The organism is Rhizobium acaciae (assembly GCF_025941625.1).
Classification (GTDB): domain Bacteria; phylum Pseudomonadota; class Alphaproteobacteria; order Rhizobiales; family Rhizobiaceae; genus Rhizobium; species Rhizobium acaciae.
Genome location: NZ_JAPCZO010000005.1, coordinates 208,590 through 235,462, shown reverse-complemented (window position 1 = coordinate 235,462; position 26,873 = coordinate 208,590). Strand labels below are relative to the sequence as shown.

The window sequence follows — 26,873 nt, the reverse complement described above, 5'->3', positions numbered from 1 at the left end:
TGCGATGCTCAATCTGCTTGCTACAGAAACCGAAGCCCTGGCTGGCCGGAAGATGCTCGAAGGTCGTACGGCGATCGTGACGGGCTCGACCAGCGGCATCGGCCTTGGCATTGCCCATGCGCTGGCAAGGGCGGGCGCCTCGATCATGCTCAATGGTTTCGGCGATCCGGCCGAGATTGAAACGTTGCGAGCCGAGATGGCCGAAGGCAACGATGTCGATGTCGCCTATGACAGCGCCGATATGTCGAAGCGCGACGCTATCCTGATGATGGTGGAGCGCGCACAGGCACGGTTCGGCCAGGTCGATATCATCGTCAACAATGCCGGCATCCAGCATGTTTCTCCCATAGGCGAATTTCCGCCCGAGAAGTGGGATGCGATCATGGCGATCAACTTGTCGGCCGCCTTTCATCTTGTCCAGGCCACTTTCGACGGCATGCGCGAGCGCGGTTATGGCCGCATCATCAATGTCGCCTCAGCTCACGGCCTTGTCGCCTCGCCCTTCAAGTCGGCCTATGTCGCAGCAAAGCACGGCATGGTGGGGTTCACCAAGTCGATTGCACTTGAGGGTGCCGAGTTCGGCGTGACGTCGAATGCAATCTGCCCCGGCTATGTCTGGACGCCGCTTGTCGAGCAGCAGATCGACGCGCAGGCGAAGTCGCATAACATCGCCCGTGACGCAGTGATCCGCGACGTTTTTCTCAAGAACCAGCCGACCAAGCGTTTCGCAACCGTCGAGGAAATGGGCGCCCTCAGCGTCTTTCTCTGCTGCGATCTGGCGAGCTCCATCACCGGCACGGCCATTCCGGTCGACGGCGGGTGGACGGCGCATTGATCTCAACACAAACAAATCGGGAGTGAGGACCATGAACAAGCACGCAGGTGTGAAGAAAATAATCTCCGACAGCGCGGTTGTCGCCTCCTCTGAGCGAGAGCCGCGGACGCTCAATCTGGCGCTCCAGGGCGGAGGCGCGCATGGCGCCTTCACCTGGGGTGTGCTCGATCGGCTGCTCGACGAGCCGAAGCTGTCGTTGGAAGGTGTCGTCGCAACCAGCGCCGGCGCAATGAATGCCGCGGTATTGGCCTATGGCCTGGCCGAAGGCGGGCGGAGCGGGGCGCAGACCGCGCTCGCCAATTTCTGGCGGCGCGTCAGCCATGCATCGGCATCCGGGCCTCTACAGCCGACGATCTTCGACAAGATGACCGGATCTCGGGCGCTGGAATTCTCGCCGGCCTTCATGATGTTCGACATGGTGACGCGGCTGATGTCGCCCTACCAGTTCAACCCTTTCAATTTCAATCCGCTCCGGCAGATCTTGGAGCAATCGGTCGACATGGATGCGATCCGGATGGCGCGCTGCCCGGTGAAGCTCAGCATCTGCGCCACCAATGTCCGGACCGGCAAGGTCAAAGTGTTCGGCAATGACGAACTGTCGATCGATGCCATCATGGCTTCGGCCTGTCTGCCTTTCCTGTTTCAGGCGGTCGAGATCGACGGCGAGTCCTACTGGGATGGCGGCTATATGGGCAATCCGGCGATCTTTCCGCTGATCTATGGCTGCGACACGCCGGATGTGCTGGTCGTCCATATCAATCCGATCGAGCGTGCCGAGGTGCCACACACCGCCTCCGAGATACTCAATCGCATCAACGAGATCAGTTTCAATTCGTCGCTGCTGCGGGAAATGCGGGCGGTGGCTTTCGTCACCGATTTGATCGATGCGTCTCCGGAAAGTACCGGCAATCTCAAGCGCATCTTCGTGCACGGCATCTCCGATGACGAGACGATGAAGAGCCTCTCCGTGTCGAGCAAGCTCAATGCCGATTGGGGGGCGTTGGTCGATCTGCGCGACCGCGGCCGGGAATGCGCCGACATGTGGCTGCTGGCCAACTACCAGGACATCGGCAAGCGATCGACAGTCGACATTCGCGAACGATATCTCTGATTTTCCAAGGAGTTCCTTCCGCGTCGCCGGTTCCGTCCCGCGCCCTCCCTCGCTGCATGCCACTTCCTCCCCCCGGTCGCCGCCGGGGGGTATTTTTTGCCTTCTCGCCAGCCGCTGCCGCGCATAGCGCCAACCTATGAAAACCATGCCGCAACAGCATTTCAAACATCACCGGCAATGCGGGAAAGTAATTCCAGTCAAGCCGGAAACCGGTTTGATCCAACCTCAACCAGGAGACATTTCCATGAACTCGACCCGCATCCTCATCGGCTCCGCCCTTGCTGCCATCACTTCCATGGCTGCCTCCAGCGCCTTTGCCGGCCCGGCTGCACAGCCCGAATTCTCGTTCGAGAAGTGCTACGGCGTCGTCAAGGCCGGCCTCAACGATTGCCAGACGGCCACCCATTCCTGCGCTGGCACCTCGACGGCCGACAACCAGGGTGATGCCTGGGTCTACGTGCCGGCCGGCACCTGCGCCAAGATTTCCGGCGGCGCGATCGAACCCAAGGCCTGAGGCCTCCCAAGCTTCATTCAACCCATATGAAGGAGTGACCAATGTCCAAGATATTTCCCAATCTTCCAGTACCGGATGCCGCGGGCATTGGTCTGCGCTCCCCGCATATTTCCGATATGATCTCCCGCCGGCCTTCGGCGGGATGGCTGGAGGTCCATGCTGAAAACTACATGGGCGATTCCGCCGCCGTCGATGCTTTGGAAAATTTGCGCGAGACCTATCCGCTGTCGGTGCATGGCGTCGGTCTCTCGCTCGGCAGCGCTTCGGGCCTTGATCGGGACCATCTGGACCGGTTGCGGAGCGTGTGCATCCGGTTTCAGCCAGCATTGGTCTCGGAACATCTGGCCTGGAGCGTTGCCGACGGCGCCTATCTCAACGATCTCCTGCCGCTCCGCTACGACGAAGATGCGCTCGATATCGTCGTCGCCAATGTCGACCAGTTGCAGGACAGGCTGCAGCGCCGCGTCTTCATCGAGAACCTGTCGGCCTATATCGCCTTCGCCAATTCCACGATGACCGAGGCGCAATTCCTCGCCGAGCTCGTCAAGCGCACCGGTTGCGGCCTCCTGCTCGACATCAACAATGTCTATGTCTCGGCCTGCAATCTCGATTTCGACGCCAAGGCCTTCATCGACGACCTGCCCGCCGATGCCATCGGCGAGATCCATCTGGCCGGCCATGCGGTCAACGAGGTCGAGGGCGACATCGTGCTGATCGACGATCACGGCTCGCGCGTGCCGCCGGCCGTCTGGTCGCTCTATGCGCATGTGCTGCGCAAGATCGGCCCACGCCCGACGCTGATCGAATGGGACACCGAAGTTCCCGCGCTCGATGTGCTGCTCGGCGAAGCAATGTGGGCCGACATGATGGCCGCCTCGATCAGTTTCGAGAAGCGTGGTGCGCCGCAAATCGCCCAGCAGCCGGACCGCAGGTTCCACGGCATCGAGCTGCCCTCCACGAGCAATCTCGCACGCGGCGCCATGCCTGCGATCTCGGCCTTGACGACGATCACACCGTCGGTTTTCGCGAGCAACTCCGTCACACGGAGGGCGCGTTATGCTGTCTGAACTCGAACTGCAGCACGCCGTCGCGGATGCTATCCTTTGCCGTCAAGGGCCGGATCTCGGTCCCTCATTCGACACGGGCGGCCGCTTCGATCCCATGCGCCGCTTCAACATCTACCGCAACAACACATTCGCATCGCTGAGTGCCACGCTCGTGTCGGTCTTCCCTGTCGGCGTCAGCCTGATTGGAGAGCGGTATTTCCGCCATATTGCCGCAAGTTTCATCCGCGTGAGCCCGCCGTCCGAAGCGCGGCTGGTACGCTATGGCAGCGACTTCGCCGATTTCCTCGGCCGGCTCGAAGACCTCAGGCCTATGCCCTTCATCGCCGATACGGCGCGCCTTGAATGGCTGATCGCCGAGGCGCTGGATGCGCCGCCGCTGCCGCCGGCGAATATGACGGAACTCTCCCGGGGTGGCGAAGACACCATGCCCGAGTTGATCCTACAGCCGTCTTTGCGACTGCTCTTTTGCCGCTGGCCGGCGCTCGACATCTGGTCGGCGCACCAGGCAAGCGGCGATCTCGAACAGCTTGGCGGCATCAGAAGGCAACCGCAGCGGATCGCCTTGTGGCGGAACCGGGACAGCGTTCGCTTTCTTCGCCTCAACGGCGCCCATTACGCCTTTCTGCAGGCGCTAAAGAGCGGCCGCGGACTTGAACATGCCGTCAAGAAAGCCGCCGCGCGCGATCCGAATTTCGACCTCGTCGCCTCGATCGGCGGTCTCTTTGCCGACGGACTCGTCACGCGTGTCCGCCACCAACCTGCAAACATCAACTGACAAGGAAATGGATCGATGACCATGATGACCCCGACATCCATGCCCGAACGAGGCGGCTTCGCCGGCCTTTATTCGCAGGCACTCCGACTAGCCTCATCCGTGCCGCTTTCGGCCGTGCAGCTCGTTGCGCGGCTCACTGTTGCGAACGTGTTCTGGCAATCGTCGCAGAGCAAGCTCGCCTCCTGGCCCGTCACGGTCCAGCTCTTCGCCTTCGAATACCGCCTGCCGGTGCTCGATCCCGGTGTCGCGGCCCTGCTCGCCACGGCCGCCGAACTGTCGGGTGCAATCCTGATCTTCTTCGGCCTCTTTTCGCGTCTCGCGGCACTGATGCTGCTTGGGGTCGTGGCGACGATCCAGATCTTCGTCTATCCCACCCATTGGGGCGAACATCTGACCTGGGCGGCTCCGCTGCTGCTGATTTTCGCGCGAGGCGCGGGCGTCATTTCGCTCGACCATCTCGCCGGCCGCTTTTTCTCGCGGGAGCGCTGAGCCATGCGGATCGAAGCCGAGGGCGCGATGACGGGCGGTGCGCCGAACATGATCCGCCCAATGCCCGGGAATGGCCGCCCACGCGTGGTCATTCTCGGTGCCGGCTTCGGCGGGCTTGCCGCAGCCGTGGCGCTCAAGAGCATCCAGGTCGATATCACCGTTATCGACCGTCGCAATTATCACCTCTTCCAGCCGCTGCTCTACCAGGTGGCGACTGCAGGCCTATCCCCCGCGCAAGTCGCGATGCCGATCCGCCGCATCCTGTCGCGCCAGAAGAATGTGACGGTATTGATGCAAAGGGTCGAGCGGATCGAGAAAGCCATGCAGGTTGTTCACACCGCCGAGCGCTCTATCCCCTACGACTATCTTGTTGTCGCCACTGGCGCCCGTCATGCCTATTTCGGCCATGAGGAGTGGGCCGAAAGCGCGCCGGGCCTGAAGACGATCGGCGACGCGACGGAGATCCGTGCCCGGATTCTCTCCGCTTTCGAACGCGCCGAAGTCACTGAGGATGATCAGCGGCGCGAGGCGTTACTGACCTTCGTTGTGGTCGGCGGCGGCCCGACAGGCGTCGAAATGGCCGGTGCGATTGCCGAACTTGCCCGCAAGGTCGTGGTTCGCGACTTCCGTCACATCAATGCCGCTTCGGCACGCGTCGTCCTGGTCGAAGCTGGCAACCGTATCCTGCCCACCATGCCGGCCTGCCTTTCGGCAAAGGCGCAGCGTCAGCTTGAAGGCCTGGGCGTCGAAGTGTTGGCCACGGCTGCCGTCACCCATTGCGATGGCGAAGGCGTCATGCTCGCCGACGGCCGCCACATCGGCTCGGCATGCGTGCTTTGGGCCGCGGGTGTCATGGCATCCAAAGCGGCCAAATGGCTCGGCGCCGCGGCCGACCGCGCCGGCCGCACGGTGGTCGACGAACGGCTGAATGTCCCCGGCCACGACAACATCTTCGTCATCGGCGATACCGCCGCGGTGAAGAACGAGGATGGCCGCCCTGTGCCGGGCATAGCCCCGGCCGCCAAGCAGATGGGCGAGCATGCCGCGCATGCCATCCGGGCGCTCATCGCGGGCAATCCGGTCGAGCCATTCCGTTATCGGCATTTCGGCAATCTCGCCACGATCGGCCGCAAGGCGGCGGTCGCCGATTTCGGACGGATCAAGCTGTCCGGGTTTTCGGCCTGGCTGGTCTGGAACCTCGCCCATCTCTGGTTCCTCGTCGGTTTCCGCAATCGCCTCGTGGTTTTCATGGATTGGGGCCTGGCCTATCTTCGCTATGAGCGCAGCGTCCGCCTCATCACCGACCGCCATGAGCGCTGATTTCCTTCCCCGCGTGAAGATGGGCCGCGCAGTCACCCTGCTGCTGCTGCTTGCCGTCATCTCGACGGCGATCCTGGTACATCTGATCTGGCAACGCACCGCGAGTGCCAATGTCGATAATGTCGTGGCGGCCCTGGATGCGCAGAGCACTGGGGCCGTCCGCAACGAACTCGCCTCGCAACTCGCACTCGTATCGAGCACGGCTGAAATAATCCGCTCCGTCTTCTTCCAGGGCGCCATCAAGCCCGACGACGAGGTCAAGCGCGAGTTCTTATTTCTCTCGCTGCTGCGTGAGCAGCCGGCGATCGCCTGGATCGGGTTCGGTTTCACCGATGGGCGCTTCTTCGGCTCGCATGCCGCCCCCGATGGCCGGATCGAGATGGTCGAAATCGGCAAAGCCGCGCCCGGCAAACCTCGAACATTGCGCCGTGACCGATACAAGCCGATCCCCGGCGACATATTCTTCGAAGAACGCGTCAAGACCGAGAGCGCCTATGTGACGGAGGGCGCGTCCTGGTATCGCAAGGGCAAAGACAGCACCGGTGCGGCATGGACCGTCGTGGACATATTGCCAAGCGGTTTCGAGCCTTCGATCGTTCTTTCCAAACGGGTCGAAGCCTTCGGGCGGCTCGAAGGTGTCGTCATGGTAGCGGTCAGCCTGCGACAGCTGTCGCTGACATTGCAGGGCCTCAACATTCCTTCCGAGAGCAAAGTCTATGTGCTCGCGAAGGACGATGTGGTCCTCGCTACATCCGAACCGTCGGACGGCGTCATGGCCGCCCATCTCGCGGATTTTCCGAAGACCGACGTGCTTTCTGCTGCCGTCGCATCCGCGCGCCGAACCCATCCTCAAAGCGTCTTCCGCACGCTGCAACGGAGTGACGCTCTCGGGCCGGTCTTCATCTCGTCCAGTGCGCTGCCATTTGAAGACTGGCGGTTGCTGACGGCGATTCCGCGCTCCACCTTCGCCGGCGATATCGATCAGAACACCAAGCGCGTGCTCTTCATCGTCGCTGGCATCGCGCTACTCGCCGCTGTCACCGCGATTATTTTCGCCCGCCTGCTTTTCGCCCGGCCGCTCGCCCGCCTTGCCCGACAGCTGCATGCGGTCGAACGCTTCGAACTCGATGCCGTCAGCCACACGCCGACCGTGCTGGTTGAACTTAATGACTTCTCCGTCGCGCTGAAACGGATGTCTTCGGGGCTATCGGCCTTCGCCCGCTTCATGCCGCTCGATGTCGTCAGGCCGCTCGTCAACGGCGGCATCGAGCCCAGGCCCGGCGGCAAGCTCACCGACATCACGGTTCTCTTCGCCGACCTGCCGGGCTTTACGGAGATGACCGAGGAACTCGGCGCCGGTGTCGAGCCGCATCTCACCCGCTTCCTGACGCTTTCCATCGCCGCGATCCACGCCGAGGGCGGCACGGTCGACAAATTCATCGGCGACGCTGTGATGGCGATCTGGAATGCCCCGAACGACGAGCCCGATCACGCGTCGCGCGCCTGCCGTGCGGCGGCCGCGATCCGTGACGCGATGCATGCCATCCCGCCGCTTGCGCCCCAGCATGACGCCGTGCGGGTCAGGATCGGCATCAACAGCGGGACGGCACTCGTCGGCAATATCGGCTCGGCCGAACGCCTGAGCTACACGGCGATTGGCGATGCCGTAAATCTCGCGAGCCGCCTGGTCGGCGTCGCCAAAGACAAAGGCGTTGAAATCGTGTTGAGTGGCGAGACGTGGGAACGGGCAGACGGGCGGCTCGATGCCCGCTCGCTGGGAGAGACGGTAGTGCGGGGCAAATCGCAACCGGTGCCGATCTTTACCCTGGACCGGAAATCGCCCCCGATTTGAGGGAGGAAGGATCATGGAAAGTGCATCTTCCCTTATTGGCCTACTCGCCTGGCTGCAGGTCAAGCATTTCGCCGCCGACTATCTCTTGCAGCCGGCCTGGATTTTGCAGGGCAAGGGCGATATCCGCCATCCGGGCGGCTATATCCATGCAGCGATCCACGTCGCAGGCACCCTTCCGGGATTGTTTTTGTTCGGGCTGGATGGCGCGACGGTCGCGGTCTTGGCGCTGGCCGAATTTCTAATTCACTTCACCATCGATCACTTGAAGGCCGTACATTCGCGCCGCCATCCGGCTGCCATGACAACCCGTCCTTACTGGGCCGCGCACGGAGCGGATCAGTTGTTGCATCATTTGACCTACACTGGGATCTTGGCTGCTGCGATGTGACACAGAGTTTTGGTCGATCCTACAGATCATCCGAATCTCTGCTGTCAGTGCGATCCGGACGAGGATGAATACCCTCTCTTACCGCCGCCAGGCTCGAACTCTGCGCTGCCTAAAGTTGCAGCGCAGAGAGTCTCGGGCTGCCTCCTCAAGCCGCCGCTCTTTGCGGAAAGAGGACGGCTTGCGGGGCGGCTTTGACTCCAGCCACGGTCAAGGGGTCCCGATAAAGGCGAGGTAACGGTATTCCAAGCCTGGAATGCAGCTTTGTGGCCGAGCTCGGCAGGAGCGGCAGGAGGCAGCGGGCAATGATGGCAAGGCCATAAACCTGCTCGGCCAGGCAAGCGCTAAGACGAGCGGCGGTCGCCCTCCGATCTTCGTGCGTGAGATCGGCAAGCAGGGCTTTCGCATCCGCCCACGGCGCGCGTTGTGTAAACCGCCTGTTCGCCTCGCCGATAAACGCAAAAATATCGGCGAGGCCGACATGCAGCTCGTAGGCATCGAAAGCTTGCGCCACCTTCCCCGGAAGGCGGGCAGCCTCGTCTACGAACGCGCTGTCCGGCACAGGCGGAACGATTCCGCCGAATGACGTGGACAGAAGCGCAAGCACCCGGTTGGCGAGATTTCCGAGCTGCCCTGCGAGCTCGCCCGACCAGGCGGCTTCGAGACGTTCGGCGGAGAAATCGCCATCGTCTCCCGAGCGTATATGCCGGAGCAGGTAATAGCGTAGCGCGTCCGGCGTCCCATAGGATTGGATGATGCGTTCGGGATCGATGCCGTTGCCGGCCGACTTGCCGATTTTCCGGCCGGCCACCGTGACGTAGCCGTGCACGAGGATCGACGATGGCGGCGGCAGGCCAGCGGACAAGAGGATGGCCGGCCAGTAGATGGCGTGGAACTTGGAGATACCCTTGCCGACAATATGGATGCGTTGGCCGCCGTTCCAATAGCACTGCAAGAGGGCTTGGTCGGAGCCGTGGCCGAGACCTGTGAGGTAGTTCGCCAGGGCATCGAACCAGACGTAGACCACCTCATCTCCATCGGGGACGGGAACGCCCCAGCCTCGCGCCCGCTCCGCACTGCGCGACACGCTGATGTCGGTCAGGCCACGCCGCAGCAGGGCAAGAACCTCGTTGCGCCGATGGGCGGGAACGATGCGAAGCTCGCCCGTCTCGACAAGCTCAAGCAGCCGGTCGCCGTATCGGGAAAGACGGAAGAACCAGTTCTCCTCGCGGATGGTCTCAAGGGCAATGCCATGTTCCGGGCAGCGCCCGTCGTCGAGTTCCGACGGCTCGTAGAATTGCTCGCAACCGACGCAATAGAGACCCTCATAGGCCTTGCGATAGAGGTCGCCATTTCCGGCGCATGCCCTCCACAAGGCGTGGACGCAGGCGATATGCCTTGGATCACGGGAGGTGCGGACGAATTCCTCGTTGGAGATATCGAGCAGACGGCCGAGGCGCTCGAACTTGTCCGCGTTCGCATTGACGAAGTCCTTGACCTGCACTCCCGAGGCTTCCGCCGACCGGACATTCTTCAGGCTGTTGTCGTCGGTTCCGCACTGCAACCTGATGTCGTGGCCGAGAAGCCGGAAATGGCGGGCATAGGCATCGGCCTGGACCAGTTCGAGGGCAAAGCCCACATGCGGCGCGGCATTCACATAGGGGATCGAGGTGGTGATGTAGATCTTGTTCATCGGTGTTCCTTTCGAAGGCTGTTATTGCCCGCGAGACGGATCGACCCATGAAAAGACCGCCTCGAGGGCGGTCGCTGGTGCATTCTGGACGCACGAAACCCGCCACGCTATGAGCGCGGCATCATCATCACGAAAGTGCTGATCACGGTGTTGTCCATGCAAATTTCCTAGCATCAAGCGAAGTTTCGAACAAGCGCACTCTTTGACCGGGCATGGTGCTTCAGCCTTGTCCAAACACATTCAAGGGTGAAACGCACTGGATGCGCCGTGTCAGGCAAGCTCGGCATAGTGGGCCAGCTTGTCTTGAAGCATTGCGAGAATGCGGTCCCGTCCCGGGTCGCGGACGCCCTTCAACCACGCGACCGATAGGGGAAGCTTGTTCATCGCCGCCGTCCCTCCCATATCCAGAGCGATGTAACGGACGCCGCTGACGGCGAGCCGTGATGTCCATTGGGGTACGATCGCCAGCCCGATCTCCGCAGCCACGAGGTTGACGATCGTCTGCTTTTCTTCGGCAAGCTGGGCCACCCGTGCCTGCAGTCCCGCCTCGATGAACAGCTTCATCGTCAGGTCATGGCTATGCGGGCGCGACCGCCGCTCCGGGACGATCAACGGTTCGTCGGCAAGATCTTCGATTCTCACACTGGCCCTCGAAGCCAGCCGATGGTTCTCGGACATGGCGACGACCGCAGTCTCATGGAAGAGAAACATCGTCTTCAGCTTGGGATCGACGATATCGGGAGCGCGGATGAATGCCAGATCCAATGAACCCGACAGAAGTTTCGGGATCAGCCTGATCGTCTTGTCTTCCGACAACTGCGTCGAGACGTCGGGACATTGCTGGCGGAAATCGTGCAGCAGCATGGGGACGAGCCCTGCGGCCGCGCTGTCGATCGCCCCGATCCGCAGCACATCCGCTCTTGCCTGGCGGGAAGTGTGGAACCGTTGCTGAAGAGCTTCGGTCTTGACCAGAATCTCCCGCGCGCCCTCCAGGAAGACGAGGCCGTCCTCAGTCAACGACACGCTGCGTGTCGTTCGCGCCATCAGCCGCGTCCCAAGGGATTCTTCAAGCAGGCGTATGTGCCTCGATAGCGACGCCGGCAGGAGGCCAAGCTTTTGAGCGGCCCGCCCGAAATGAAGCTCGTCCGCTACCGACACGAAACATCGAAGCTGGTTCAGGTCCACGAAGTTCTGCTCCAGAATTCGATTATATCAAATTTTTATATATTCCTGTGTCGCTTGAGGATCAAGCCGACGGTGGTCATAGATATTCGCAAGCGCAGGAGGTGCGCTTCGTTTATCGTCCAATCTGGGAGGAGACCGTCGTGACTCACGACTTGGAAACGCGCGTCCTGCGCAAAATCACATTCCGCATCGTACCGTTCATCATGCTGCTGTATTTCATCGCGTTCCTCGACCGCGTGAATATCGGCTTTGCCGCCCTGACGATGAACCAGGACCTCGGCTTCTCGTCGACCGTCTTCGGCATCGGTGCGGGCATCTTCTTCGTCGGCTACTTCCTCTTCGAAGTTCCCTCGAACCTCATTCTCAACAAGGTCGGCGCCCGCATCTGGATCGCCCGGGTGATGATCACCTGGGGGATCGTGTCGGGCCTCATGGCTTTCGTGCAGGGGACCACCAGCTTCTACGCCCTGCGCTTCCTTCTCGGCGTCGCCGAAGCGGGCTTTTTTCCCGGCATCATCCTCTATCTGAGCTTCTGGTTCCCCGCCCGCCGCCGGGCCGCCGTGACCGCGATCTTCATGGCCGCAGCACCGCTCTCCACGGTCCTGGGGTCACCGATCTCCGGTGCGCTGATGGAAATGCACGGTTTTCTCGGCCTTGCCGGCTGGCAGTGGATGTTCCTGATCGAGGCAGCCCCAGCCATCATCCTTGGCGTCGTCGTCCTGTTCTATCTCACCGATCGTCCGGAAAAGGCGAAATGGCTGACGGACGAAGAACGCAGCTGGCTCGTCAAAACAATGAATGCGGAGCAGGCGGGCAAAAGCCAGGCCAGCCACAGCATCCTGGCAGGACTGGCCGACATCCGTGTCATTGCCCTCGCCCTGGTTTATTTCGGCACCTCTGCCGGGCTTTACACCCTGGGCATCTGGGCTCCGCAGATCATCAAACAGTTCGGCCTATCGGCGCTCCAGGTCGGCTTCATCAATGCTATTCCGGGCATCTTCGCCGTGGTCGCCATGATCCTTTGGGCACGTCATTCCGACAAGACCGGCGAACGGACATGGCACGTGGTCGGAGCCTGCCTGCTCGCGGCCGCAGGACTGGCCTTCGCAACGGGTGCGACCAGCGTATATACCGTCCTCATCGCTCTCACCCTCGTCAACATCGGCATCAGCTCTTCGAAGCCGCCGCTCTGGAGCATGCCGACCCTCTTCCTTTCCGGCCCGGCTGCGGCGGCAGGTATCGCCACCATCAACTCCATCGGCAATCTTGGCGGCTTCGTCGGTCCGTCGATGATCGGGTGGATCAAGGACACGACCGGGAGTTTCGCCGGTGGCCTTTACTTCGTCGCCGGGCTTCTGCTGATCTCGGCAATCCTCACCCTCGTCCTGGCACGGTCCGGCCCCAAGACGACTGATACCCGCGCCGCCAGTCAACACTGATCACCCCTGACACGATCGGAGAATACCAATGCGTGAATATGCAATCGCCACCATCCCCGCCGACGGCATCGGTCCTGAAGTCATCGCTGCCGGTACACGTGTCCTGGCTGCCATCGAGAAGCGCGAAGGCGGGATCAAGTTCAACGTCGAGAATTTCGACTGGGGGTCCGACTACTACAAGAAGCACGGCGTCATGATGCCGACGGACGGCTTGAAGCAGCTGAAGAAGTTCGACGCCATCTATTTCGGCGCCGTCGGAGCGCCTGATGTTCCCGACCACATCACGCTCTGGGGTTTGCGGCTGCCTATCTGCCAGGGCTTCGACCAGTACGCGAACGTTCGCCCGACGAAGATTTTGCCCGGGATCACGCCGCCGCTGCGCAACTGCGGCCCTGGCGATCTGGACTGGGTTATCGTCCGCGAAAACTCCGAAGGCGAATATTCCGGCCACGGCGGCCGTGCACACAGGGGGCTGCCGGAAGAGGTTGGCACGGAAGTCGCCATCTTCACCCGCGTCGGCGTCACCCGCATCATGCGCTATGCGTTCAAGCTCGCCCAGTCCCGGCCGCGCAAGTTCTTGACCGTCGTCACCAAGTCCAATGCCCAGCGGCACGGCATGGTGATGTGGGATGAAATCGCGGCCGAAGTGGCCGAGGAATTCCCTGACGTCACTTGGGACAAGATGCTCGTCGACGCCATGACCGTCCGCATGACCCTCAATCCCAGGAGTCTCGACACCATCGTCGCCACCAATCTCCATGCCGATATCCTCTCGGACCTTGCAGGCGCGCTCGCAGGCAGCCTCGGCGTCGCGCCGACCGCCAACATCGATCCGGAACGCCGCTTCCCGTCGATGTTCGAGCCGATCCATGGCTCTGCTTTCGACATCACCGGCAAGGGCATCGCAAACCCGGTGGCGACCTTCTGGACGGCGGCGCAGATGCTCGACCATCTCGGTGAAACAGATGCATCCGCACGCCTGATGCGGGCCGTCGAACGCGTGACGGGGGCCGGCATATTGACGCCTGACGTCGGTGGGACGGCCAACACCAAGGAAGTCACCGACGCGGTCGTCGATGCGATCTACGCGTCGAACGTCTGAACGACGATGTCCTGGACCGATCAGAAAGCACGGGAAACGCTGCATCAGATCTTTGATGCAGCGATCGAAAGCGCCAGTCCGCAGCGGGCGGTTCTCGAAAACCTTCCGGACAAGCCAAAGGGCCGATGCATCGTCGTCGGCGCCGGAAAGGCATCGGCGGCCATGGCGGCGGCTCTGGATAGCGCCTGGCCGGATGTCGATGTCTCCGGTGTTGTCGTAACACGCTATGGTCACGCGGTGCCCGCGGGTCGTATCCGCATCATCGAGGCATCGCACCCCATTCCGGATGCGATGAGCGAAACGGCGGCTGCCGATGTCTTGCAAGCCGTTCGCGGGCTGACACCTGGGGATCTCGTGGTTGCTCTCGTTTCGGGCGGCGGGTCGGCGCTTCTGGTCGCTCCGGCGGGCGACATGAGTTTGGCGGACAAGCAGAACGTCAATCGCGCGCTTCTGGCGAGCGGCGCGACAATCACCGAGATGAACGCTGTTCGCAAGCACCTCTCGCGCATCAAGGGAGGCCGTCTCGGGCTGGCCGCCCGGCCCGCGAAAGTCGTCACCCTGGTCATTTCCGATGTGCCGGGCGATGATCCTGCATCCATCGCATCCGGCCCGACGATCGCCGATGAAAGCACGATCGACGAGGTTCGCGGCATCATATCCCGCTACAGGATCGTCCTGCCCGATACGGCACGCGCCGTCCTCGATAGCAGCGGCGAGACGCCGAAACCCGCCGATCTCGCAAGCGATGTCCGCATCATCGCTGCCCCCTCGCTCGCCCTCGATAGCGCAGCGAAAGCGGCCGCCAATGCAGGCCTGCAAACCCTTGTCCTCGGCGACGCCATCGAGGGAGAGGCGCGCGAGCTCGGCACGGTGATGGCTGGCATCGCCCTGTCCGCAAAGATCAAGGGGCTTCCCCTTCGCGGGCCTGCCGTCCTTTTGTCGGGCGGCGAAGGGACGGTGTCGATCGGCTGCGAACCCGCAGGCCGCGGTGGCCGCAACACCGAATTCCTTCTCGGACTTGCGGTGGCCCTGAAGGGACATGCCGGAATATGGGCGGTTGCCGGCGATACCGACGGCATCGATGGCACTGAAGATGCGGCGGGTGCAGTCGTCACGCCCGATACATTGGAGCGCGGCCGCAGGAAGGGCCTCGATGCCCGAGCCTATCTCGCTTCGCACGACAGCTATTCATTCTTCGACGAGATCGGGGACCTGGTCAAAACCGGGCCGACGCTCACCAATGTCAATGATATCCGCGCCATACTCGTCGTCTGAAACGGCGATCAAGCCTGAGGAAATTTCGATGCATCGCAATCGCAGGGCCAAGATCGTGGCGACTGTCGGGCCCGCAAGCGCGTCTCCCGAAATGCTGAAGTCGCTGTTCGAAACGGGCGTCGACACGTTTCGCCTCAACTTCAGCCACGGCTCACACGAGGATCATGCGGCTGTCTTCAGATCGATCCGCGCATTGGAAAGAGAAGCTGGAAGACCGATCGGCATCCTGCAGGACCTTCAGGGTCCGAAAATCCGTGTCGGACGAATTCGAAACGGCGCGATTTCGGTTTCGAAAGGCGATCGGATCCGCTTCGTTCTCGGAACAGACGAGGGCATAGCGGATTCCATTCCACTCCCTCATCGCGAGATATTCGCAGCCGTCAAGCCGGGCGACGACCTGCTGATCGATGACGGCCGCGTCAGGGTCCGCGTCGATGGCATCGGAGCTGAAACGATAATGGCGGTGGTCGTGGTCGGCGGGGTGATTTCCGATCGCAAGGGCGTCAATATTCCCGGGGCAATTCTCGATATCTCGCCTTTGACCGAGAAGGACAGGCGCGACTTGGAATTCGGGCTGGAACTCGGGGTCGACTGGGTGGCTCTCTCCTTCGTGCAGAAGGCCAGCGACATGATCGAGGCGCGCGCACTCGTCAGTCAGAGGGCCGGGTTGATCGCCAAGATCGAGAAGCCTTCGGCGCTCGATCAGATCGATGATATCATTCGTCTTTCGGACGGCATCATGGTGGCGCGCGGCGATCTCGGCGTCGAAATTCCGCCAGAGGAGGTTCCCGGCCGTCAAAAGGAACTCATTCGCGCCTGCCGCCTTGCCGTCAAACCCGTCATCGTCGCTACCCAGATGCTGGATTCGATGGTGGCCGCGCCGACGCCGACACGGGCGGAAGCCTCCGACGTCGCCATGGCGATCTATGACGGAGCAGATGCCGTCATGCTGTCTGCCGAGTCCGCGACCGGCAGGTTTCCCCGCGAGACGGTGGAGATCATGGACCGCATCATCCGGAGTACCGAGGGCCACAAACTCTACCGCTCGCTGATTGCCGCGTCTGAACCGGAAATCGAACAGTCACCGCCCCACGCGGTGGCGTCCGCCGCTGCCGACCTGGCAACAGCCATCAACGCACCGCTGATCGCGGCCTTTACATCCAGCGGCACGACCGCTGCCAGAATTGCCCGCAGGCGACCTTCGTTGCCCATTCTTGCCATTACGCCTGACGAGCTGGTCTCCAGGCAGCTTTGTCTTCTTTGGGGGGCTGTCAGTATCCATTCCAAGGAGATCGTCACCTATGAAGACACGGTCGACTACGCCCGGCAGATGGCGAGCAAATCCGGATTATCCTCCCCCCAAGACAATATCGTCGTGGTTGCGGGCATCCCTTTCGGCCGGCCGGGAACGACGAACAATTTAAGAGTGGTTCAGTTGAAGGAGGAAGTTGGCCGCCGCGGGCCATGACCTGCGGCGGAAAGCGATGGTTCCTGGCAGCCGCCGTTACACCAGCCCGGACACGACGAACACCAACCAGGCGACGATCGGGCCGATGATCGCGATCAGGGCGCTGTAGATCAGCAGCTGTCGCAGCACCTGCTCTCGCCTGTCGTCCGGCGCGTTGGCGACGACAAGGGCGCCATTGGTGGAGAATGGGCTGGTGTCGACGATCGTCGTCGAGATCGCGATCGCCGCGACCACGCCGATGGCGCTGACGTGTCCTTGCAGGAGGAATGGGACGGCGAGCGGGATGATCGCGCCGAGCAGCGCGGTCGAGGATGCAAAGGCCGAGACGATGGCGCCGGTAAAGCAAAGCAGGAGCGCCACCAGCAGCGGCATGCCGAGACTGGATATGCCGTTCGCCACGTAGTCGACCGTCCCGGCCTTCTCCATGACGCCGACATAGGTGATGATGCCTGATATCAGCAGCACGGTCGACCAGCTGACCTTGTCGATTGCTGCCTTCTGGGTCTTCGGTGACAGCAGCGCCAGCGCGACGGCCACGGTCATGGCGACGAGGCCGACGTTGAACTTGAAAACCAGGGCGCCGATGCCGAGCGCCGTCAGGCCGATCAAGGTGGTAATTCTCTCATTGTTCAGGCGCAACGTCGCCGCGGTATCGGCCGCCGTGCCATAGGCATGCTCCCTGATCGGTTTTGCAGGCGTGCCGCCGTGACCTCTGATCGACTCCGATACGCCCTCAGGATGGAGTTCGGGCAAGGGGCCAAGTGATGCGGGATCTTGCTTCATCACCCTTGCGCCGCCGAAAACGAAGAAGACCAGCACCGCGATCGCCAGGTTGAAGAAGAAGCTGGAGAGAAACAGCGACGTGGGCGCGAAAGGCAGGCCGGCCTTCGCAACGATCTGGTTGGTGATACCGCCATAGATGCTGATCGGCGAAAAACCGCCCGCCTGCGCGCCGTGGATCACCATCAGGCCCATCATGACCGGGTGGATGCGGTATTGCACGGCAAAGCTCAACGCGACGGGTGCAAGAATGGCGACCGCGGCAGGCCCAAGGGCACCGAAACCGGTAATGATGGCGGCGACCAGGAACATCACCCAGGGAATCAAGCCGATCCGCCCGCGCACCAGGCGGACGGCACATTCGACGAGCCAGTCGATCGTGCCGTTGATCTGCGCGATGGCGAAGAGGTAGGTGACGGCGACGAGCGTCAGGAACAGATCACTCGGAAAGCCGGCGAAAATATCGCTGGTTTTCATCCCGATGATCATCGAGCCGAGCACGAAGGCGCCGGCAAAGGCGAGCGCACCCATGTTGATCGGCTGGATCGTCGCAATGATGAACATCGCGACCAGCAGGCCTATGGCCAGTAATTCAATACCCATGATTCCCCTCCCTCCGACGCCTCCAGCGCCGTAGTTGCTGTTTTAAGATCGATGCTGGATGTCGGCGCACCCTCCTCCCAGAGGGCGCGGTCGCTTTGGAGCGGTTCAGCTTTTCATGGAAACGCAGCGCCGCTCTAAGTTTTTGTTTTTACGCAATTCCGTACGGAAAACCGCTTCACACTTTTCCTGGAATTGCTCTAGCTCCTTGTGTAAAGATCGGCGTATTGCTGCCGCAGGATGTTTTTCTGAACCTTACCCATGGTGTTGCGCGGCAGGTCGTCGGCGAAGATGATGCGCTTGGGTTGTTTGTAGCGGGCGAGACGGTCCTGGAGGGCGCTGACGATGGTCTTTTCATCGAGGACGGCGCCGGGCTTGCACACGACGACGGCCGTTACGCCTTCTCCGAAATCGGGATGCGGCACCCCAATCACAGCGCTCTCAACCACACCCTCGATCTGGTCGATCTCGCCTTCGACCTCTTTCGGATAGATGTTGTATCCACCCGAAATCACCAGATCCTTGCCGCGGCCGACGATGTGGACATAGCCTTCCCGGTCGATCTTGCCGAGATCGCCGCTGATGAAGAAACCGTCGGCGGTGAATTCGGCCGCGGTCTTTTCCGGCATGCGCCAATAGCCCTTGAAGACGTTCGGCCCCTTGATCTCGATCATGCCCGTTTCTTCAGGCGGCAGCACGAGCCCGGTGGCGGGATCGGTGACGCGCACCGTCACATCAGGCAGCGGAAAACCGACCGTTCCGGCAATCCGTTTGCCCTCATAGGGGTTCGACGTATTCATATTGGTTTCCGTCATGCCGTAGCGCTCGAGAATGGCGTGACCGGTACGGGCCTGGAACTCGGTATGGGTTTCGGCCAGCAGCGGAGCCGAACCGGAAATGAAGAGGCGGATGCTGGCGACCGCTTGCTCGTCGAGGCGCGGGCTTTGCAGGAGGCGCACGTAGAAGGTCGGCACGCCCATCAGCATCGTTGCCTCAGGCATCAGCGACAGGATCTCCTCCGGATCGAACTTCGACAGCAGGAACATCGAGGCGCCGGCGAGCAGCGTGACGTTAGTGGCGACAAACAGCCCATGGGTGTGGAAGATCGGCAAGGCATGGATCAGCCGATCGTCGGCGGTGACGCGCCAATAGTCTCGCAAGGTCAGGGCGTTCGAGAGCAGGTTCCCATGCGTGAGCATCGCCCCCTTGGAGCGTCCGGTCGTTCCCGACGTGTAGAGGATCGCAGCCAGATCATCCGCGGAACGCGAGGCATCGACAAAGTCGGCCGGCTCATCGCGGGCGAGATCCAGCAACGAGCCGCTGCCGTCGGCATCGAGCGTTTCGACGATCGCACCGTGAGGCTTGGCGATTGTCTCCACACCCTCTCTCGCAGCCGACGCGACAACCACCAAACGCGGCTCCGCATCGCCGATAAAATAATCGAGCTCAGCCAGCGTATAGGCGGTGTTGAGCGGCAGGTAGACGGCGCCGGTTCGAAGGCAGGCGAGATAGAGGATCAGTGCCTCGGCACTTTTCTCGACTTGCACCGCCACCCGGTCGCCGGGGCGAATGCCGAGTGTGTCCATCGCGCCGGCAATGCGGCCGGAAAGAGCGAAAGCGTCATCATAGGTCCATGTGCGCGTGCTATCGATCCGGATGAACGGTGCGTCACCGGGCGCAGCCATCCGCATGGCGTCGAAAAGATGGTTGCTCACTTTCGCCCTCCTCCAAGCGTTGAGTTCATTATCTGTGCGAATGGCCGGGAGCCTTGCTGGCCATTGCCGCCGCGGCGGCTTTCGTCGTTCTGGTTGAGCAAGCTCTTGACGGCAGGCGAGGCAATCACTTCGCCGCGCTGCGCCAGGGCCTCGTGGTTGGCCACGATGTCGTCGAGCTTGTAGAGGTAGTTGACCATCAGGCCGTGGGCCTGCTGCATCGCCTTGCTCGAGCGGTCGCCAAGAAAATTCAGTCTTTCCAGTCGAGCGCCGTTGCCGAGATGGAAGCGGGCGACAGGATCGATGGGGCGGCCCTCCGGCGTCCGTTCGGTCAGGAAATAGCGCGCGGCAAGAGGCAGCAACACGCGCTCCACTTCGCTCGCCGTATTCTCGTTGTCAGGCCAGCTCGCGTCGTCCAGCAGCATCAGCGTTTCGCGGGCCGCTTCCGGCAACAACCGGTCGGCGGCCGAGGCACGCGCCTTGGCAAGCCAACGGGCAAAGCCTGGAACGGGCGACAGCGTGACGAAATTCTTGAGGCCGGGCAGGTCTCTGCGCAGGTCTTCCACGACCTGCTTGATCAGGAAGTTGCCGAACGAGATGCCGCGCAAGCCATCCTGGCAGTTGGAGATCGAATAGAAGACAGCCGTCGTCGCCTCGTCGGCATTGATCTGCTCCCTGCCCTCGACCAGCACATCTCCGATCGCGCTGGGCACGGATCGTGTGAGGGCCACCTCGACGAACACGAGCGGCTCGTCGGCCAATCGGGGGTGGAAGAAGGCAAAGCATCGGCGGTCGGCCGGTGCCAAACGACTGCGCAACTCCTCCCAGCCGGCGATTTCGTGCACGGCCTCGTATTTGATGATCTTTTCAAGGATATAGGCCGGCGTCGACCAGTCGATGGGTCGCAGCGTGAGAAAGCCGCGATTGAACCAGGAGCCGAACAGATGCGTGAAGTCGGCGTCAAGCGCGTGATATCCTGCGGATTGGTCTTTGGAAGCAAGCAGTTGCTCACGCATCCGGACAAGCTTGGCGGTGCCGTTCGGCGCGTGATTCAATCGGCGCAGAAGCTCCTGTCGCCGCGGCTCGGCTGCCTGGTGGAGCGCAATGATCGCGGCAGAGCTTTTGTCGGTGCGGTAATTTTCGATCGTCTGGTCGAGCTTGGCCGTGTCGGGGCCGAACTTTTCATGCAGCATATCGAGGAATGCCTGCGCGCCCTCGCTCTCGAGCGCGCCCCAGCGATCGAGTATCTCGGCAGCAAGCGCCATGCCCGAGGCTTCGCCCCGGCTCGACAGCAGCATTTCACAGAGTGTCTGGAGATCGGCCTTGGCTGCGACCTGCGTGGCGCGGGAGCCGGAAAACAGAAGCTGGCGTCCGCGATCCGTGATGCTCTGCAGCATGTCGGTGAAGAAGGAAGCCTCAGACATGCCATTCTCCTCTCTTCTGCTGGCATTTTCTGTTTGGCCGGCTGGGTGCGGGCCGTTTTTGACGGCTGCTTCCCATCGTCGGGTTTCACCGGTAGTATGTAGAATGCCACTCTTCGTACACGAGGTCAATGATCGTGTATACAAGAAATGCTTTTATGTATGAGGGAATTGAAACGAATGTCCGAGAATGTCGGCCGATGGCTTCGCGATGAGATTGAAAATTCAATTCTTTCCAACGAGTTCTCCCCCGGTGAGCGGCTCGACGAAATGGTGCTTGCGACGCGTTTCGGGGTCTCCCGCACGCCGGTGCGCGAGGCGCTGATGCAGCTCGATGCGATCGGCCTCATCGAAATTCGACCGCGCAGAGGCGCAATCGTCATCGATCCGGGGCCGCACCGCGTCTATGAGATGTTCGAGGTGATGGCCGAATTGGAGGGCCTGGCCGGGTCGCTCGCCGCACGACGGCTGGACAAGGCCTCCCGGGAAGCGATCACGGCCACCCACAGCCGCTGCGAGCAATCAGCCTCTGCCGGTGACAGCGATGCCTATTATTACGACAATGAGGAATTCCATAAGGCGATCTATGCGGCCGGCCGAAGCGAATTCCTCGAGGAGCAATGTGTGCAATTGCACCGCCGCCTGCGGCCTTATCGCCGCCTCCAGCTGCGCGTGCGCAACCGCCTGTCGACGTCCTTCTCAGAACATTGCGCCATCGTCGATGCGATCTTTGCCGGAGACGGAGATGAAGCCCGCCGCCTGCTGCGGACCCATGTCGGCATTCAGGGAGAGAGGTTCAGCGATCTGGTCGCAAGCATGGCGGTCAGATGATTGGACAGCGTGAGTGATCTCAGACGGCAGCGAACCCGAGGGGCGTCTGCGATCTCATCGCCCAGCACCTAAGCGAGCGGTCTTTCACGCCGCATAGCGATAAAGCGCGGCACGATTGAAAGGATCGATCTTCAGGTCGGCAATGGCCCGACGCGCCTCGCCACGCCAGTCGCTGGCGGCCTCGCAATCCGCATCGATCAACATCGTCGTCCGCGTGCCCCTGTCATATGGTTTCCATTCGGGCAGGCGCTCATTGTTCGGGTTGCCCGTCCGCGCAAAATTCACGAAGGCCGACATCATGTTCATCGAGGTTTCCATCGCATCAACACCCGCTCCGGTCATGGCTCCGGCTTCGTTCACCGTGCCGAAGGCGAATGGAATATCGACCGCATGCGGCGAGCCGAGCACGCCGTTCTGCCACGGAATGGTCCAGGTGAAATTATACATATAAACAGGTGCCTGGCCTGATGCGCCCGACTTGATTTCCGCTGCCTCCGTGAGCGGGCGACGGAACTGCACATCCGATGCGACCGCGACCAGGATGTCCGAAGGCGTCATCTCAGGGGCGTCCTTGCGGTAGGCCGCCATGATGCTATCGATTTTGGCATCATCGACCGAGAAGACAGAGCGCATCCGCGCACGCATTTGCGCCTCAGTAAGGTTGAAATTCCGCATGTCGCTCTGAAAGAACAGGCTGGCCTCGGTCTTGGTACTGCCCATCATCAACGGCACATTGATGTGCATCGCTAATCCGGGCGGGGTCATCGGCTGTGCGATGATGTGCTTTCCGTCGATCACGGGCCGCGCCCCTTCCAGACCCGAGGCGACGACCGCGCGGGACCGCGCGTCAAGAACGGTCTGAAACGGAATCTGCTGCATGGCAGCAAGATTTTTCGGATCGACACCAAGTTCCTTGATGAGCGCGTTGACATAGGGTTCCATCGCCGAAGCCGGATCGACATTGAGCCCAGCCGCCCCGCTCATGCTGATGGCGCGATGAAAGAGGCCCTGCGCCTTTGGCATGGCCAGCAGGGTCATGATCTTCGATCCGCCACCGGACTGGCCGAAAACCGTCACGCTGCCGGGGTCGCCGCCGAAGGCCTCGACATTGTCGCGCACCCATTCCAGGGCGGCAATGATATCGAGGTTGCCGGCGTTAGCGGCATCGCCGAACGCCTCGGGATCGAGATGCGAAAGATAGGTATAGCCGAATGCATTGAGACGATGGTTGATCGTCACAACGACCACGTCGCCGTAGCGAGCGAGATTGCTGCCATCGAGACCAGCACTGCCGCCGCCGCCATTGATATAGCCGCCGCCATGGATATAGAGCATCACCGGGCGCTTGGCCTTGGCATTCAGGTCAGGCGTGAAGACGTTGAGGACGCAGCAGTCTTCGCCGAGCGGCTCTTGCTGATTATACCATTCGAAGATCGCCCCATCCATTCCGGTATTGATCTGCGGACAGAGCGAGCCGTAACGCGTGGCGTCTCGCTCCCCGCTCCAATGAGGTACGGGCTGCGGCGCCTTGAAACGATTGGCTCCGGCCGTCGTATCGGCATAGGGGATACCCTTGAAGCTCACCGCCCCCTTTGCTGCTGCGCCTCGCAGGATACCATTCGTGATCTTCACCGTGATCGGGTCTGCCGCGATTGCCATGGTTCCTCGCAAAAAGATGGGTGCGGCGAGGCCGAGCATAGCAATTGAAAGGAACTGGCGTCTGTTCTGGCGGCCGGTTTTCATGCGTCTCTCCATCGGTGGTTAGCATCTTGCTGGCCACTGAAACCAATCGGCAGGCACGTCTGGCATCATGAGTAACTTGGCTTGCTTCCATCGAAAAGATGGTGAAATGATCTAGGCCCTATTAGGAATTCTAATGCATGGCCAATAGAAGCTATAATGATCTTGCCGTGTTCGTCGCAGTCGCGCGTGAGGGAAGTTTTACTAAGGCGGCGGCAAAGCTCGGCGTTTCCCAATCGGCACTCAGCCAGACGATCAAAAATCTCGAGGAGCGCCTGGGATTGCGGCTGCTGGCGCGAACATCGCGCAATCTCTCCGCCACCGATGTGGGAGAGCGGCTTCTGACGTCACTCGGATCCCATTTCGAGGAAATCGACGCGGAACTGGAAGCGCTGACCCAACTAAGAGAGCGGCCGGCGGGCAGGATCGCGATTACGACAAGCCAACATGCGGCCGATACGGTCCTTTGGCCAGTGCTGCAGAAGTTTCTCCTCGACTACCCCGATATCAACATCGAGGTGATTGTCGACTCGGTGATGGTTGACCTGGTTGCTGAACGGTTTGACGCGGGCGTGCGACTTGGAGAGCAGGTCGAAAAGGACATGATAGCCATGCGGATCGGCCCGGATCTCCGCATGGCAGTGGTCGGCTCTCCCGCATATTTCGCGCGATACGGAGAACCGCAACACCCGGATGACCTCACACGACACAAGTGCATCAACATTCGCATGCCGACCTCCAAGGCGATCAACGCCTGGGAATTCGAGAAAGATGGCAAGGCGGTGAAAGTGCGGGTTGATGGTCAGGTCGTGTTCAACAGCGGCTCGCTGCGAATGAATGCCGCCCTTGCCGGTATCGGCTTGTCTTACATGCTTGAAGATCACGTGCAGACTTACCTGGACGACGGACGACTAATCCGAGTCTTAACGGACTGGTGTCCACCATTCCCCGGATACCATCTCTATTACCCAAGTCGCAAACAGCACTCTGCGGCGTTTGCGCTGTTATTGGATGCATTGCGGTATCGGACATGAAGCGCCTGCACGGAGTGCGTGCCGGGCAATTCCTGGCTATGCGTCGCCCTTTGGCGGAGTTGCTACAGTCAAAAAAGGTAGAGCGACGGATTCTTGTTGATTCATGCCGGGAGCAAGAGCGAGCATCAGCGATGCGCGCGGGTCTCCATCAGGAAAAATTCTCCAGCACGGCCAGGAATGTGTGCCGGTCGCCCTGCCCTTCGGTCAGGCGCACGCGACCCTCGATGTCGGCGAGGTGGTGGTCCATCAGCTGTTGCGCCTTGGCGAGGTCTTTCGCCTTCAAGGCGGCAACGATCATGCGATGATGGTCCGCGCCGCAGTCGTCCTTGCGGTCCTCTTCGTACAAGGACATGACGAGGGAAAGCCGGGCGACGATCTTGGCGAGCACTTCCGTCAGCACGGGGTTGCCGGCGATTTCGGCAAGCACGATGTGGAACTTGCCGGACAGAACCGTCTTCGACTTTTCGTCGCCGTGGTGGTGGATGTGCTCTTCTTCATCCGTCAGCTTCTGCAGCGCATCCAGCTGCTCGGGCGTGACGCGGTCGATCACCAGTTCGAGCAGCAGGCCCTCGATCTTCCGCCGCGCCTCGAAAAGGCTCCTGGCCTGCTCGACGCTCGGCTCGGCAACGAAAGTGCCGCGGTTTCTCTTCCGCTCCAGCAGGTGGTCGCTTTCAAGCACGCCGAGCGCCCCACGCACCACTGTTCGGCTGACACCGAAATGCTCGGCGATCGCTTCCTCCAGGATTTTGGTGCCGGGCTTGAGCGCACCCTCGCCGATGGCGGCGGCAAGCGTGGAGCGGATGCGTTCCGAAACATCGTCATTGGTATCGGTGCTTTCTACCGGCCCATTGGCCGCTGTCATCACTTTGGCACTCTGACGGCGCATCTTCCTCATTGCAGTCTCCAAATTGCCTCTGGCGGCCCGGCGTGGATTCGATCGATCACCAGATATCCAAGCACGATAATTATTTCCATAAGAATATTTTTGCGTAAATAATTCCGGCGCCAGCATTTCGACAGGCGGCGCCGATGGAAAAGGCCGGCACCGCCTCGGGACTCAAGCCGCTTTCTGCTTCTTTTCCGGCACCGACAGGGCAATGCCCTTTTCGGCGCAAACCGTCTCGACATGACGCGCCGATTGCCGGATGAAAGCGATTGCCTCGTCGAAACCGTAGGATTGCACCTCATAGGTCGGATAGCCGTAGCGGCTGCTCTCATAGGCCTCCCAGTCGAGAACAGCCCCGGAGGCGACCCGTTTCTCATAGGCATCCACCATCGCCATATAGGCCGCAAGCTCATCCGCCGTCAGGTCGGGGTGGCCGGCGCGCCAGATAGGATCGTCGATCTCGATGCACTGGCGCGGATTGGGCTTGCGCGGCTTGTCGGCGACAGACTGGGCAACTTCCAGCGACAGGTTCAGCGTCGGGTTGGCGTCAGCAAGAATGGGGAGGATCGTGGCGAAATCGACGATGCCGCCGCCAACGGGTCTGGTCTGGAAATCGAGACCACCTGGAGCGCGCCCGACATAGGCATCCTTGATATGGGTCTGGCGGATATGGGGAGCCAGGCGCCTGGCGGCGAAGACCGGATGCTCGCCCCGCTGCAGTCCGTTGGCCGTGTCGAAGACGACGCCGACGCAATCGGCGCCGACCTTCTCGATCAATCGCAGGATCTCGAAGGAGGTGATCTCGTCGTGGGTTTCGATGTTCATGTGCGCGCCATTGGCGCGCGCGACGGGCGCCAGCTTGCGGAGGACCTTTTCGATCCCGAGCAGCTGCTCTTCCCAGGTCACATCGGTGCGGAAGCGGTCATTGGCCAGCCGGCCGCGATATTCGCTCTTGAAATTGCCCGGAGCAACCCAGAGCTCATGGCAGCCGATCGCGGCACTTGCTTCGATCATCCGCGTGAAACCGGCAATGATATCGCCGCCGCCGGCTGCCCGCAGCGCCGGTTCCTCGGCGCTGCAATAGGGATTGATCTTGCCGATGCCGCTTTCGAGATAGAGGCCAAGGTCGTCAGCCTTCGCCCTGATCTCGCGCAGCAGGCCGCTGTCGAGGTCGGGGCTCATGTCCAGCGCCGTACTGAAGAAAATGCCTGCGAGCCCAAGTTCCTTGACGTGATCAAGGCTTGCCAGAGGCCCCCGCTTCTTTGCCTCGGGCAGCTTTATGCTGTCGATTCCCAATTTCATGTCATGCTCCTCTGCTGTTTCCTGATGGGGCGCGCTGCACTGGCGACCCCTTCGTTG

Annotated in this window: 23 protein-coding genes; 15 read left to right on the top strand and 8 right to left on the bottom strand. The window is 61.4% G+C overall.

From position 1 onward, the window contains the following. Positions 1–4: 4 nt before the first annotated feature. The 9 genes from OLZ32_RS10335 (at position 5) to OLZ32_RS10295 (ending at position 8,351) form a co-directional block, all read left to right on the top strand. On the top strand, positions 5–835 hold the full coding sequence (locus OLZ32_RS10335) for a 3-hydroxybutyrate dehydrogenase (protein ID WP_003545957.1): 831 nt from the start codon (positions 5–7) through the stop codon (positions 833–835). Between the two features lie 31 nt (positions 836–866). Further along, positions 867–1,946 carry a patatin-like phospholipase family protein gene (locus OLZ32_RS10330; protein WP_264397091.1) on the top strand — a complete coding sequence of 360 codons (1,080 nt, stop codon included), beginning with the start codon at positions 867–869 and terminating at the stop codon, positions 1,944–1,946. Positions 1,947–2,190: 244 nt separating this feature from the next. Then, entirely contained in the window at positions 2,191–2,460 is a 270-nt protein-coding gene (locus OLZ32_RS10325; protein WP_003545955.1) for a BufA1 family periplasmic bufferin-type metallophore, read from the top strand. 41 nt (positions 2,461–2,501) lie between these two features. Then, positions 2,502–3,527 (top strand): MNIO family bufferin maturase, encoded by a 1,026-nt coding sequence (gene bufB, locus OLZ32_RS10320; protein ID WP_264397090.1) that lies wholly within the window; start codon positions 2,502–2,504, stop codon positions 3,525–3,527. Next, entirely contained in the window at positions 3,517–4,302 is a 786-nt protein-coding gene (locus tag OLZ32_RS10315; RefSeq protein WP_264420900.1) for an HvfC/BufC family peptide modification chaperone, read from the top strand. Before bufB ends, OLZ32_RS10315 begins: the two co-directional genes overlap by 11 nt. 15 nt (positions 4,303–4,317) lie before the next feature. Beyond that, positions 4,318–4,791: a DoxX family protein gene (locus OLZ32_RS10310; protein WP_131666116.1), complete on the top strand. Its 474-nt coding sequence runs from the start codon at positions 4,318–4,320 to the stop codon at positions 4,789–4,791. A gap of 3 nt (positions 4,792–4,794) precedes the next feature. Then, positions 4,795–6,111 carry an NAD(P)/FAD-dependent oxidoreductase gene (locus OLZ32_RS10305; RefSeq protein WP_264420896.1) on the top strand — a complete coding sequence of 439 codons (1,317 nt, stop codon included), beginning with the start codon at positions 4,795–4,797 and terminating at the stop codon, positions 6,109–6,111. After that, positions 6,101–7,963: an adenylate/guanylate cyclase domain-containing protein gene (locus OLZ32_RS10300; protein ID WP_264420894.1), complete on the top strand. Its 1,863-nt coding sequence runs from the start codon at positions 6,101–6,103 to the stop codon at positions 7,961–7,963. Before OLZ32_RS10305 ends, OLZ32_RS10300 begins: the two co-directional genes overlap by 11 nt. Before the next feature lie 13 nt (positions 7,964–7,976). After that, positions 7,977–8,351, top strand: a complete 375-nt coding sequence (locus tag OLZ32_RS10295; RefSeq protein ID WP_003545948.1) for a DUF3307 domain-containing protein — start codon at positions 7,977–7,979, stop codon at positions 8,349–8,351. A 145-nt stretch (positions 8,352–8,496) separates the two neighbouring features. Here OLZ32_RS10295 and OLZ32_RS10290 read toward each other — a convergent pair whose 3' ends face one another. Together OLZ32_RS10290 and OLZ32_RS10285 are read right to left on the bottom strand one after the other, a co-directional pair. Beyond that, on the bottom strand, positions 8,497–10,041 hold the full coding sequence (locus OLZ32_RS10290; RefSeq protein ID WP_264420892.1) for a methionine--tRNA ligase: 1,545 nt from the start codon (positions 10,039–10,041) through the stop codon (positions 8,497–8,499). Positions 10,042–10,311: 270 nt separating this feature from the next. After that, positions 10,312–11,226: a LysR family transcriptional regulator gene (locus OLZ32_RS10285; protein WP_222288048.1), complete on the bottom strand. Its 915-nt coding sequence runs from the start codon at positions 11,224–11,226 to the stop codon at positions 10,312–10,314. Between the two features lie 47 nt (positions 11,227–11,273). Here OLZ32_RS10285 and OLZ32_RS10280 point away from each other — a divergent pair, with 47 nt between their 5' ends. Genes OLZ32_RS10280 through pyk form a run of 4 tightly spaced genes read left to right on the top strand, consistent with a single transcriptional unit; the run spans position 11,274 to position 16,510 of the window. Then, positions 11,274–12,665 (top strand): MFS transporter, encoded by a 1,392-nt coding sequence (locus tag OLZ32_RS10280; protein WP_264420888.1) that lies wholly within the window; start codon positions 11,274–11,276, stop codon positions 12,663–12,665. 28 nt (positions 12,666–12,693) lie between these two features. Then, positions 12,694–13,767: a tartrate dehydrogenase gene (locus tag OLZ32_RS10275; protein WP_028742767.1), complete on the top strand. Its 1,074-nt coding sequence runs from the start codon at positions 12,694–12,696 to the stop codon at positions 13,765–13,767. A gap of 6 nt (positions 13,768–13,773) precedes the next feature. Next, positions 13,774–15,042, top strand: a complete 1,269-nt coding sequence (locus tag OLZ32_RS10270) for a glycerate kinase type-2 family protein (protein WP_264420884.1) — start codon at positions 13,774–13,776, stop codon at positions 15,040–15,042. A 28-nt stretch (positions 15,043–15,070) separates the two neighbouring features. Next, positions 15,071–16,510: a pyruvate kinase gene (gene pyk, locus OLZ32_RS10265; RefSeq protein ID WP_264420882.1), complete on the top strand. Its 1,440-nt coding sequence runs from the start codon at positions 15,071–15,073 to the stop codon at positions 16,508–16,510. 36 nt (positions 16,511–16,546) lie between these two features. Here the strand turns inward: pyk and OLZ32_RS10260 are convergent, their stop codons facing one another. The 3 genes from OLZ32_RS10260 to OLZ32_RS10250 form a co-directional block, all read right to left on the bottom strand. Beyond that, positions 16,547–17,893: an SLC13 family permease gene (locus OLZ32_RS10260; RefSeq protein ID WP_264420880.1), complete on the bottom strand. Its 1,347-nt coding sequence runs from the start codon at positions 17,891–17,893 to the stop codon at positions 16,547–16,549. Positions 17,894–18,090: 197 nt separating this feature from the next. Continuing rightward, positions 18,091–19,605 (bottom strand): malonate--CoA ligase, encoded by a 1,515-nt coding sequence (locus tag OLZ32_RS10255; RefSeq protein WP_264420879.1) that lies wholly within the window; start codon positions 19,603–19,605, stop codon positions 18,091–18,093. Continuing rightward, positions 19,602–21,026 (bottom strand): malonyl-CoA decarboxylase, encoded by a 1,425-nt coding sequence (locus tag OLZ32_RS10250; RefSeq protein WP_264420877.1) that lies wholly within the window; start codon positions 21,024–21,026, stop codon positions 19,602–19,604. The genes OLZ32_RS10255 and OLZ32_RS10250 overlap by 4 nt, the downstream gene beginning before the upstream one ends. A 177-nt stretch (positions 21,027–21,203) precedes the next feature. Here OLZ32_RS10250 and OLZ32_RS10245 point away from each other — a divergent pair, with 177 nt between their 5' ends. Beyond that, positions 21,204–21,854, top strand: a complete 651-nt coding sequence (locus OLZ32_RS10245; RefSeq protein ID WP_003545936.1) for a GntR family transcriptional regulator — start codon at positions 21,204–21,206, stop codon at positions 21,852–21,854. Between the two features lie 84 nt (positions 21,855–21,938). On the opposite strand, the gene OLZ32_RS10240 is transcribed toward OLZ32_RS10245, so the two are convergent. Further along, entirely contained in the window at positions 21,939–23,597 is a 1,659-nt protein-coding gene (locus OLZ32_RS10240; RefSeq protein WP_264420874.1) for a carboxylesterase/lipase family protein, read from the bottom strand. A 137-nt stretch (positions 23,598–23,734) separates the two neighbouring features. Between OLZ32_RS10240 and OLZ32_RS10235 the strand changes: the two genes are divergently transcribed. After that, the gene (locus OLZ32_RS10235) at positions 23,735–24,628 is read left to right on the top strand and encodes a LysR family transcriptional regulator (protein WP_264397075.1); all 894 of its coding nucleotides are present in this window, start codon (positions 23,735–23,737) and stop codon (positions 24,626–24,628) included. 148 nt (positions 24,629–24,776) lie between these two features. On the opposite strand, the gene OLZ32_RS10230 is transcribed toward OLZ32_RS10235, so the two are convergent. Both OLZ32_RS10230 and OLZ32_RS10225 read right to left on the bottom strand, forming a co-directional pair. Next, a complete protein-coding gene (locus OLZ32_RS10230) occupies positions 24,777–25,523 on the bottom strand; it encodes a GntR family transcriptional regulator (RefSeq protein WP_264420872.1) in 747 nt (248 codons plus the stop codon). Positions 25,524–25,685: 162 nt separating this feature from the next. Continuing rightward, on the bottom strand, positions 25,686–26,816 hold the full coding sequence (locus OLZ32_RS10225; protein ID WP_017990490.1) for a sugar phosphate isomerase/epimerase family protein: 1,131 nt from the start codon (positions 26,814–26,816) through the stop codon (positions 25,686–25,688). Positions 26,817–26,873: the final 57 nt, after the last annotated feature.